Origin of the sequence: Paenibacillus sp. GCM10027626, assembly GCF_042676285.1 — a bacterium.
Lineage (GTDB): Bacteria > Bacillota > Bacilli > Paenibacillales > Paenibacillaceae > Paenibacillus_Z.
This window is the reverse complement of the sequence record NZ_JBHTHC010000036.1, coordinates 1-11,484: the sequence shown is the minus strand read 5'-3', so window position 1 is coordinate 11,484 and position 11,484 is coordinate 1. Positions and strand designations below refer to the sequence as shown.

The following is an 11,484-nucleotide window of genomic DNA, read 5'->3' as shown; positions in this document are numbered from 1 at the left end:
AACTAATGAGCTAATGGATGCGGCACCCTGTATTCGGATCAAAGAACAGAAACTTATCCATATTTGCCTTGACGGTAACCGTATCCCCTTCGCGGAAACGGGTTTCGGCCCCGGTTCGGACGACGACAGTGCCGGTTTTGCCAAGATCGACGTGAACGTGCCGGTCGGCGCCGATCAGCTCCGTTACATCCACGGTGCCAACGAACGTATGATCCGATACTGGACTTGAGCCCATCTCGATATACAGCTGTTCGGGCCTTATGCCGCCGATGACCGAGTGGACATTTTGCTCCTGCAGACGCTCTCCCGTTTCACGCGGAATTTGGAGCCCCATCGTTTTGTTGCTGAACACACGCCCGTGCTCGATCGTTCCGTTGATGAAATTCATCGGCGGATTGCCGATGAACCCGCCCACAAACGTGTTCGCAGGGTAATTATAAATCTCCTCGGGTGTTCCCACCTGTTGGATCACGCCTTTGTTCATTATGACGATACGATCCGCCATCGTCATCGCTTCGATCTGGTCGTGGGTCACATAGATCGTTGTCGCGTGCAGGGAACGGTGCAGCTTGATGATTTCAAGCCGCATCTGGACACGCATTTTGGCATCCAGATTGGATAGCGGCTCATCCATCAGGAACACCCGGGGGTCGCGGACGATGGCGCGTCCGAGCGCCACCCGCTGCCGCTGTCCGCCGGACACCTCGCGCGGATAACGGTCCAGCAGATGATCGATTTCCAGCTTTCGAGCCGTTCGCTTGACACTTTCTTCGATGATATATTTTTGCGCCCGGCCAACCCTCAGCGCGAACGCGATGTTTTCGAAATTGCTGAGGCTTGGGTACAGCGCGTAATTCTGGAAAACCATCGAGATGTTGCGCTTTTTGGGCGATAAATCGTTGACAAGCTGATCGTCAATATAAATTTCTCCTTGGGTGGCGCTCTCTAGGCCGGCGATCATGCGGAGCGTCGTCGATTTGCCGCAGCCTGACGGGCCGATCAGGGCAACGAACTCCCGGTCAGCAATGTCCAGCTGGAAATCCTGCACTGCGGGCGCTACATTCTTCGCCCCCGGATAACTCTTCCATAAGTTTTTCAACACGACTCTCGCCAACGTTCTCTCCCCTTTGCACGTGTTTGGGCAAGGCCGCAGCTTCCCGCGCGGCCTTGCCGTCGTCCACGGGTCAGCAAACCGTCATGCGTTCGCTGCCACGAACAAACTCGGGCATTATCTGCTGTTATCTGGTACTGTAATATTTTGTGTTCATCGTCTGATCCAGTTGCTTCAGCGTATCGGCGATTTGCAATTTACCTGCCACGACATCCGGCATCAGTGCAGTCAATTCGTTCAGCGCCGTCTGCCCGAAGCCGCCGTAATCGGCCAGCTTGGCGTCCTGCATCGCGCGGACGAAGCCATCCAGCGCCGCCTGGTTTTCCGGCGTCGTTTGGAATTTCTCGTTGATGGCCGGAATGCCGACCGGGAAGACCTGTTCGCTCGGGCTTAGCGTGAGCGGACTCTCTCTGTTGGTTTTTGGATCCTTGCTGCGGGCATGCTCATAGAAATGCTTGCTCGTCATAATCTTGATGTATTTCATTGCCAAATCTTTGTTCTGCGATGTCGGGAAGATCGCAAGCGACATGCCGTATGCAATCGCAGCTCGGCCGCCCGGGCCTTGAGGCGGTCTGACGACCGTCCAGTTGAATTGATTCTCTTTCGTGTCGACATTGTATGGCTGCCCCCACAGCGACCACGGCACCATGCCGACATGCCCTTTCGTCCAGTAGGCAGACCACGGGTCCGTCAGACCGAACTTGGATAGCTCGTCGCCTGTGAGGCCGATGTTGCTCTTGGAGGTATATTCGATCCATTTCTCAAGCGCTTTAATCGCGTTCGGATCTTCGGCGAAGCTGGAGACGGGTTTTCCGTCAACCTCTTTAAACCCTTTCACGCCGTAGGCTTCGAGCCAGGAGAACAATACCCACGGATCTTGCGCATTCGGTATGGAGCCGGTAATCCCGTTTGCTTTGTCAACCATTTTTTTGTTAATATCGATAAATTCGTCGATCGTCCAGTCGTCGGTCGGAACGGGCACGCTCATCTTCTCGAATAGGTCGGTATTGATCATCCACGTCTGCGGCAGCGTCATCCACGTTATGCCGTACGTCTGCCCGTTGTATTTGTTCATATTCAACACGGCCGGGTTCAGCGTGTCCATATATTGCGGATCCGCTTTCAATAAATCGTCGAGCGGTTCGATATATTTCTTGTCGTACAGCTCCGGAATGTCGCCCGGCACGGTCACGTACACATCGGGCGTGTTCCCTGCGGCGATCGCTTTCGTCAGCGTTTCCGGCGCAAACTCCTCATGTTTGATGTCCTGCTGCTTGAACTTTAAGTCGGGGTAATATTGTTTAAAATAATCGTAGATGCCGCCTAAATCCGGAGCGGCCGCATTCATATGATCCTGCACGACCAGTATCGACAGTTCGCCCTTTACGTCGGGAATCAGTCCGTCATCCGTGGTTTTGGGCGCATCGGCCGTCCCTTCCGGCTTCTTCGTGTCGTTGTTCCCGGACGATTGCGGCGAATCACCGCCCGAGCTGGAAGAACCGCCGCTGCAGCCGGCGAGTAATGTTGCGGCCAGGACCAGACTCATCATTGCGGAAAACCCTTTTTTCATTTTCAAGGAATATCCCTCCTATTTGATTAGAATAAACGGTAATTTCCTTTATTTAATTGCAGCAGCCAGCATCGTACATCCGCTTTCCATCACATACCACGGCCAAGGATGGCCGTTATCGACATAAGCGGTACGGACGCATTCTAGAAACTGGATTACTCGCGCGCTATCACCCATACGCGCTGCCGTATAAGCGACAATCGCCCACGGGAAGGCATCACTCTTCTCCAGCTGCTGCCAGCCCGAATGATGGGCGTTGAACGTTTCGTACAGCTTCCGCGCCCGTTCGCCGGATGGCTCCAGTATCCCGGTCCAGATCGGAAACAGCTGAGCCGGCGCGTCGGGATAGAAGCGGCTCCAATTCGAGTGGATCAGCATACCGTCCTCTGTCTTCGCATAGGCGTACGCCTGTCTCGACTCGCTCCACAGCTCGTTCTCGATGCCCGCGCGCACGTCTTCCATGTGCTTTCGGTATACATCCGCCGCGGTCTCATCGGCGAATATGGCTTCACTGATCCATACCATATCGTCCAAGCCTTTGTACACCTCAGTATTGTCCATCAAATATTTGACCTTGTGGGTCGGCTTCGCCCACGTCAATCCGTCGGCCTGCTTCGTCGCGAGCATCGCGCCCGCGATCAGCCCGATATCGCTTTGATGCGCTTGCACATAAGCGATATCGCCCGTCATCTCGGCATATTTGCGGAGCACGTTCAGGAACGTCGAGGCGTACGAGTCGGTCGAATCGCAGTCGCCGGTTGTCGCTTCCGTGCGCCGATCCGCCGCAATAGCGATGTCGAATATGGAGCCGGCGGGCGCCGCTTGCGTCGCCGTCCGGTTCAAGCGCGCAAAGTACCAATCCATATACTTGCGGACAGTCGGCGCGTGCCCCGGCGCTTCGAGCAGCCCGAGCAAACCGAAATGCGCGAAATACGGGATCACTTTATACGCGCAGTCATAATTTGGGAGCGGCTCGCTGTAGGTTGGAATGGCACCGCTTTCAAATTGCAGGCTTGCGATCCAGGCGGCTTCCCGCTGCAGAATATCGGCATGCGATGCCGAATCCGCAGCGAGCACATCGGAATGGGTGCCGGCCGATCGCGGTGCTCCGGCATGCGGCCTTCGATCCGCGGCGGCGTTATCCGGCCAGTTGTCCGGCCCCTCGTTCGCCCGTCGATTGTTCACCAAGATTCATCTCTCCTTTGACATAAGCAGCCGTCATCCGGACGGTTCGCTTCGTCGACGGCACACTTACGCTTGTGGATTGTTAATACGTGATTCTGCGATGCGCATACGCTTGCACGATCTTGCGGTTGTGCTCGTCGCCTCCGTCCACATTGGCGCTAATATACACCGGCGGCGTTCGTTCCTCCAGGATGAAACGCCCGATGATCTCTGCGGTCAGCGATTGCGCGACCATCGCGCCGACGACGCTGGAGGCGGAGCCGGTTTTCTCTTGCAGCTGCGGGATGTCCAGCAGAACGTCGCCGTATGGACAGCAGTTGTCGATAACGGCGTCGGCGACCTCGTACAACTTCTTGGCGCTTGGGTGACGACTGTCCGTCTGCCGCGAATGCGCCAGCGATGTGACGGCCACGACCGGTATGCCGCGCCGCTTGCATTCGAACGCCAATTCAACGGAGGAACCGTTCCGTCCCGAATTCGATACGATGATCAAAGCGTCCTCCGGCCGCATGTCATGCAGTTCCATCAGCCGGTGCGCCGTGTTCGGGTCCCGCTCCAGCTCTACCAAGTTGAGGCCTTGCCCGAAAGACTCGGCGGCGACATCCTCCAGGCCGATCAGCTTCATCGGGACAAGGCCACCCGCGCGGCCGCACATTTCCATGCCGAACGCCCTGGAATGCCCGGCCCCGAATACATGGATGATACCGCCTTCGAGCAAGGTGCCCGCAAGAAGACCGGCCGCCGTCTTGATGTTCTCCATCTGACTTTGCTCCACCTGGGACACAATACCCAGAATCGCGTTAAAAACCGTTTCTGTTCCGATACTCATCTCGCATCCTTCCCTCCGTTCGTTTGTCTTTCAGCGATGCAATCATCCGCTTTCGCCCTAATACAATTTGTCTAATATCGATTCGGTGGTGAGCCAAATTTTCGGACCTTCAGCCTGCTTCGTCAAATGCAGCGAAAGCGTCACGGTCAACAGCTCAATGACATACAAGATCGACGCCTTGCTTTTGAAGCTTTCCACAATGTTGGAAATGCCGCGCTGCACGCAGACGAGCCGGATATCCGACACTTCACTGATCGGCGACTTTCCCTGACTGGTGATGCATACGGTCTTCGCTCCGTTTGTCCGAGCGGCGCGCAGTGCGTCGACGATGTCCTTCGTGCTTCCCTGCTGCGAGATGCCGATCACGATGTCCCGCTCGTCAACATGGGCCGCCGAAATCGACTGCAGATGGACGTCGACGTGCGCATCGACCGTCAGGCCAAGTCCCATCAGCTTAATCTTCAGAAGCTGTGCCATCGGCCCCGATTCGCCAAGTCCGAACAGGATGATCTTGCGGGCGGCGGCGATCCGTTCCACCGCTTGCTCAAGCGATTCGTGATCAATGCCCATGGAAGCGTCTAGGATGCTGTTCGCCGAAATTTGCGCCATCTTCTTCGGCAAGCTCATTTCTTGCTCGGACTCGTCGTTCGTCGGGTTCATTCGTTCCATATGCTGCGCAAGACGTATTTTCAATTCTTGGAATCCGCGAAAGCCAATCGTACGGCAAAAACGCGTGATGGACGATTGCGCAATTTCCAGTTCCTCGGCCATCTGCGTCACGGAGGCGTACACAATCTTCTCGGGAGAATTAAGCACGAAGTCAGCGATGCGCTTCTCCGTTGCGCTCAAGCTGCCGTAGGAACTTTGGATTTTTGAGAAGAGCGTCGAATCGCTGGCAGCGCTCTCAATTTCTTTGATTATTTTATCTGTCATAGTAATATCCTTCCTACCTAGGTGAGGTTAATTCCATTATAAGGATGGGGATTTTTATTTGCAAGAAATTTTTTTCGATAATTATATTTAAGAAAAATATTTCTTCGAAAACTTTTTGAATGAAACACAGAAATCTGATCCCCCCCCGGTGATAACGCCAAAAAAGCGAAGAAAGCCTATTACTAAGGTTTCCTCGCCAGATGATTTTGGTTGTGGATACGTTAGAGCCGTCGATTGCGGTTTCAACGGCCTTAATGGTTCCGTTACGGTGCTAGCTTGATAGGGAGAAGCCTCCGAAAGCAGGTGTTTCCTGCGATCGGAGGTTTTGTAAATCGTATCGTCGGTTTATACCGTAGAATGACGTGCTATGAATTGGAGTTATAGATGATCCGGGCGCCGCCCCAATCTGCATGATCATAAGCGTTATGGTCGCCGCCGTTCGTGACGACAAGCTTAAGGATTTTTGCTCCCGTTATATCGACATCGATATGCTTAGCCGGCGAACTGCCGTTCAGTACCTCGCTTTCATAGACCATATTCCCATCCGCCCAAACTTGAAAGGTAACGGAGCCGTTGTCTCCGACTTCATCATCAAGGCCTACATCGGCAATGAATTTGGAAAATGTACCGCCGATGTAATAGGATATTGCTGATTCTGCATGCACCCCGAGCCCTTTTTCATAAGTCGTACCATCGATGGTTATGATATTTCCGTCTCCTAAACCGGACTCTCCATTACTCCGATCTTTTTCAACAGGCCCCCATCCGTTGGTTGATTCAAGCCAATTCAGATCGCTAAGATAAGTATCACTTGAAGGTGGAGCTGTGTACACTTGGATCTTGCTCTTTACCTGTTTTTGTCCCGGGAGTTTTTGCCCCCCATAAATAAAGGTTGCTTCCGCATCAATGTCATATAACGCTGGATTTGCATTGCTAGGCACTATAACATCCCGTGTCATCGTATGCGACTTGCCTGGAGGCAGATTTTTAAGTGTGGTTGGCGAAGTAGGCTGAACTCCCCATCCGTCAGGGGTCTGGAGTTTGATTGCGACATCCTTAATAGGTATCCTGCCGTTATTCGTTAAAGTAATCGTCATCTTGCTTAGTTGACCTACTTCAACATAGTTGTCAGAAGTTATTGTCAGATCCGTTGCCGGTTGTGCCATATTCGGCGTACCGGGATGGATTCGGAACATGGCTGCCCCATGTGAAGGCACGACAGCGCTTACAAGGCTTGCTGCTGCGCTTTCACTGTGCTCCCATAGATCGCGTACGATATATACGGAAGATTCCTTTAAACCTAGGTCATTGATGTTCAAGCTCATCGTTGTCGATGACTGGCTCCGGTTAAAGAACAATACCGCCTTGTCTCCGTTAGATAGCGGTTTTACCCATACTTCATAATCTCCGTCGTCGCGTATTTTACTGCCCTGAATTCCTGCCGGGTCCTGGTCGATTGCAATGACTTCCTTGTTCAGAAGGATTTCCTTTGTAGCATCCGACATGTTGGTGATATCATTGCCCGCAATGAGAGGCGCGGCCATCATGCTCCATAAGCTGAAGTGCGCACGGTATTCCGTATCCGTCATCCCGCCATTTCCGACTTCAAGCATATCCGGATCATTCCATTGACCCGGTCCTGCATACTGCGCAAGCACCGAGTTTTGATCCAGTATGCCCGTCATGCTATCCCAGGTGTCGGTGATATCGCCGGTTGTGCGCCACAGGTGCCCGACCGACGGCCCCCATAACCATGGCTGATTCGCTCCCCATTCACAAATACTGAACATGATTTGGCGCCCTGTAGCTTCCAACGCATCTCTCATGACTCCGTATTGCTGTGCCGAGATTGTGGTGCCGTCCCCTTCTTCCGGGTTATAGAACTTGATTTTATTTTCGCCTTGCTCCAAGGCAATTTGGATAGGATATAACGCCGCAGTACTCCAGTCCCCCGAAGAAGGCAGACTGTATTTTTCTCCTGTACCTCCGTTTACGCTGACGTATAGATTTCTGCTACCGGCGTCCCCGTTGTAATAATAAACCGTTAATGTATAATTGCCTGCTGCGGGTACGGTGATTTTATTTATGGTTAAATCTCCGGCGTTATTGCCGATAAATCCAACCTTTGTGCCGACGATTCTTGCATTTCCGGTAAGCGTATTGTCAGGAGACTCCGCTTCGTATGTTGTCGCGTTCGTCCCATCGGATACGACGATCTTTTCCAGATCAGGCGCGTAAAAACTTGATCTCTCGTTATAGCAGAAGTCATACTTCAAAAAATCGACTTCCCATTCCGCGAACTTTGCGGCATCCCTTTCCTCATGGCCTTGGCTCGCCGGAAGGCCCATACAGGTCTTCGTGCCATTGGAGGAGTATATCCCTAGCTTCAGCCCTTTGCTGTGAACATAATCGGCAACTCCCTTGATTCCGTCGGGAAACCTCGTAGGATCGGGTAGCAGATCGCCGTTCGCATCCCTTGATGCGGCCATCCAGTTATCGTCGATGTTGATGTACTCATAGCCTGCATCCTTCATGCCGCTCTCCACCATCGCGTCTGCCATCGCCATGATTTTCCACTGGTCGATGTTGCCGCCAAACTTGTTCCAGCTGTTCCACCCCATAGGCGGGGTTAGGGCTAGTCCATCATCCAAAGCAGATGCGGTTTCAGTCAGTTTGCTAAATACACCTGTCGGGAGCAGTTGAGCAAATACAAATAAAATGGACAAAATTAATACTTTGAACCTGCGCATAGGATTCCCTCCAATTTAAGTATTCCTACTGGCATAAATTCTGCTGCGGTAAATGTCATCACCTCCTTTCAGATTATTGGAGAGTACATTCAAACTATTTTCGTGATAGCGTTTCCATCGTTTACAATGATATGCAGTCGCATAGGGGCTCAATCGGCAAATACCCGTCAAGCAGGATATTTTCCAGAATGAGCGGTGCAAAGTGTGGATATCCTCCGTGAGTACGGGAAAGGTTCCCTTGATCCTCCCCTTCGTTCAGGTTTGAGCGAAAATGTCGACAAACACGGCTGACAGCGCTCTCAATTTCTTTGAGCATTTTGTTTGTCATAGTAATATCCTTCCTACCTAGGTGAAGTTAGTTCCATTATAAGGAAGGTCATTTTTGTTTGCAAGAAATTTTTTTCGATAATTATTTCAAAGAAAAATATTTCTTCGAAAAACTTTTTGAATGGAACACAGAAATCTAAAACTCCTGGCGATAACGCCAAAAAAGCGAAAAAAGCGAAGAAAGCCTATCACTAAGGTCCTCGCCCTATACACTGGCGCATACCACGAAAGGTACACTGACAACCCGTCCCTTGCTCTTCTTGAAAAGGACCGGCCGACCGGCCGTTGTATATTTGTATGGAATCGTTTATACTATAACTGACCGCACGTTCAGTTAATCATCAAGGAGGTGCAACCATGGCACGCCGCAAAGAAGAGGCTGAGCAATCCAAACGCCTGATTGCGACCAAGGCGAAGGAACTGTTTTGCCAGAAAGGATACGCAGCCACGTCCATGGAGGATATCCGCACGGCGACGGGCATGAGTAAAGGGAGCATCTACTATCATTTTAAAAACAAGGAAACGCTGTTTCTCCACTTGATTGAGGCCAACATGCAGGAATGGCTGGATACTTGGAAAGAACTCGAGCTTTCGCTGACGACATCGACCGATAAACTGTACCGGCTCGCACAGCATTACGTCGAGGATTTTCAAAATCCGCTGCTAAAAGCGGCGGAAGAGTTTGCCGGCAGCCGTTCTGCCGATCCGGCGATCATGGAGCAGCTGCTGACTTTCACGAAATCGCACTATCCCGCCTTTATTAAGCTTCTTGACGAAGGGATGCGAAACGGAGAATTTCACGAGGTCGACACCGAGGATTTGATGTACATCTTGTTCGCTTTGATGACCGGACTCAGCGTCGCCTTTTATGATCTCCCATACGAGAAACTAGGGCCTCTGTACAAAAAAGCCATTGACGTATTCCTAGATGGCATACGCCTGCCGAAGCCGCTCGCTTAGCAGAACGATAAGCTCTGAACCGGCACTCAACACCGCCAACTAATGCGTCACACGCTAACCGATGCTTCGCTGAATCCGCCGCTAACTCGCGACGCCAGTCAATGCCCGCCACGCCGTCCTTCGATCGCTGGTAGCCTTTCGTCTGCGATCCGTTTGGCTGGCGAATTTTCAGCCACAAAAACTGACCGATCGTTCAGTTTTCAAACTCGGAAAACCGCTAAACTTTGCCCTAAGGAGGCCGTTTATGAAAGAATTGTTTCAAAATCGCGTTTTTCGCGTCGTGATCTCAGCCAATCTGCTGATGCAAATCGCGATATGGGTCCGCAATATTGCGCTGTTATTTTACGTCATGGAGCAAACGAACAGCGATCCTGTCGCCGTGTCCATGCTGACGGTTATTGAGCAGGCGCCGATTTTTTTATTCGCCTTCGTAGGCGGAACGCTCGCGGACCGCTGGAATCCGAAGAAGGTGCTACTGACCAGCGACATGCTGAGCGCCGCTTCGATTGCTGTCATCATGCTGTTGATCGCAGGAGGATACTGGAAAGCCGTCTTCGCGGCTACGCTTGTTTCCGCCGTCGTCAGCCAAGTTTCACAGCCGGCTTCCGTCATCATTTTCAAAAAATACGTTCCCGAATCGCAAGTATCGGCAGCCGTAGGACTTAACCAAAGCATGATGTCCCTGTTCATGATCGTCGGGCCGATGATCGGAACGCTCATCTATTCGTGGCTCGGCATCACGTATTCGCTGCTCTGCCTGTTCGCGCTCTTTGGCGCATCGGCGCTCGTTCAGATGCTGCTGCCCAAAATGTCAAAACCGGAGCGTGCCGCAAACAGCCGGATTTGGCAAGAGATGAAGGATGGCTTCCGGTATGTGCGCGCAAGCCGCAACCTGCTGCTAATCGCCGGAGCGTTTTCGCTGATCGGTCTCGGGGCCGGACTCATCCAGCCGCTGGACGTCTACATTGTGACCGAGCGGCTTCAGCTCGACAAGGAAGCTCTGCAATGGTTTTACGCGATGTCCGGCGCAGGCATGCTGATCGGCGGGCTGACCGCGGCGGCAACGGCCGAGCGGCTTAACACGAAATTGATACTGTTCGCAGGCATCGTCTTCTTAGCGGTCTCGATGCTCGTCGAAGCACTTTCCGTCTGGGTCGCCTTGACCGCAGCGATGCGTTTTCTCGTCGGTATCATGATGGCGTTCATGCAGATCGTGCTTAGCATGCTACTGATCAAACTGGTCGATGAGCCATATGTCGGGCGCGTAAACGGCGCGATAGCCCCCCTGATGATCGGCGGTATACTCGCAGGATCGGCAATGTCCGGCTTCGTGCTGAAATCGACAACGCTCATCATCACGTTCGGCATAGCGTCCGTTATCGTTTTTGCCGCAGCTTGGTTTTGCCTTGGACTTAAAACCGCTCCGCGCATGCAGCTTGAAGCCGGACGGGAGAACGCCGTCCAAACAACGGAGCCAACCCGTCTATAGTTGTCCGCCTTCGCTGTATCAAGCCAAGCTGAATACATTATCCTGAATGCATTTCGTCCAAAAGGCTAGCTTACATTACAATATTTCGATATACCCTTCTGTTCCATGCACGCGAATTCGTTGCCCATCTTTTATCAGTTTGGTAGCATTCTCCACTCCGACAACTGCTGGCAAACCATATTCGCGTGCGATAACTGCTCCATGGAGAGCGTCGATTAATTTCAAATGTTAAGGCTCCCCGTATCTGTTTTGAAGATTTTTTGAAATTTCAGGAAGATTTCCATCTAAACGTGGCGTTCGAGTAGACTCGAACGATACATTTCACATCGT

Annotated in this window: 8 protein-coding genes and 1 pseudogene; 2 read left to right on the top strand and 7 right to left on the bottom strand. The window is 52.3% G+C overall.

From position 1 onward, the window contains the following. Nucleotides 1-10 precede the first annotated feature (10 nt). The 6 genes from ACFQ0N_RS36115 to ACFQ0N_RS36090 all read right to left on the bottom strand — a co-directional run bounded on the left by ACFQ0N_RS36115 (nt 11) and on the right by ACFQ0N_RS36090 (nt 8,378). Entirely contained in the window at nt 11-1,114 is a 1,104-nt protein-coding gene (locus tag ACFQ0N_RS36115) for an ABC transporter ATP-binding protein (protein WP_379334975.1), read from the bottom strand. A gap of 124 nt (nt 1,115-1,238) precedes the next feature. After that, entirely contained in the window at nt 1,239-2,681 is a 1,443-nt protein-coding gene (locus ACFQ0N_RS36110) for an ABC transporter substrate-binding protein (protein WP_379335043.1), read from the bottom strand. Nucleotides 2,682-2,729: 48 nt separating this feature from the next. After that, complete coding sequence (locus ACFQ0N_RS36105; RefSeq protein WP_379334974.1) at nt 2,730-3,869, bottom strand: hypothetical protein; 1,140 nt, start codon at nt 3,867-3,869, stop codon at nt 2,730-2,732. A 79-nt stretch (nt 3,870-3,948) separates the two neighbouring features. Next, on the bottom strand, nt 3,949-4,695 hold the full coding sequence (locus ACFQ0N_RS36100) for a sugar isomerase domain-containing protein (protein WP_379334973.1): 747 nt from the start codon (nt 4,693-4,695) through the stop codon (nt 3,949-3,951). A 57-nt stretch (nt 4,696-4,752) separates the two neighbouring features. Continuing rightward, nucleotides 4,753-5,628 (bottom strand): MurR/RpiR family transcriptional regulator, encoded by an 876-nt coding sequence (locus ACFQ0N_RS36095; RefSeq protein ID WP_379334972.1) that lies wholly within the window; start codon nt 5,626-5,628, stop codon nt 4,753-4,755. A 365-nt stretch (nt 5,629-5,993) separates the two neighbouring features. Further along, the gene (locus ACFQ0N_RS36090) at nt 5,994-8,378 is read right to left on the bottom strand and encodes an NPCBM/NEW2 domain-containing protein (protein WP_379334971.1); all 2,385 of its coding nucleotides are present in this window, start codon (nt 8,376-8,378) and stop codon (nt 5,994-5,996) included. 684 nt (nt 8,379-9,062) lie between these two features. Between ACFQ0N_RS36090 and ACFQ0N_RS36085 the strand changes: the two genes are divergently transcribed. Continuing rightward, a complete protein-coding gene (locus ACFQ0N_RS36085; RefSeq protein ID WP_379334970.1) occupies nt 9,063-9,665 on the top strand; it encodes a TetR family transcriptional regulator C-terminal domain-containing protein in 603 nt (200 codons plus the stop codon). A 244-nt stretch (nt 9,666-9,909) separates the two neighbouring features. After that, complete coding sequence (locus ACFQ0N_RS36080) at nt 9,910-11,154, top strand: MFS transporter (RefSeq protein WP_379334969.1); 1,245 nt, start codon at nt 9,910-9,912, stop codon at nt 11,152-11,154. Nucleotides 11,155-11,229: 75 nt separating this feature from the next. On the opposite strand, the pseudogene ACFQ0N_RS36075 reads toward ACFQ0N_RS36080, so the two are convergent. Next, nucleotides 11,230-11,358: pseudogene (locus ACFQ0N_RS36075) on the bottom strand (PEP-utilizing enzyme); the annotation flags it as partial. Between the last annotated feature and the right edge of the window lie 126 nt (nt 11,359-11,484).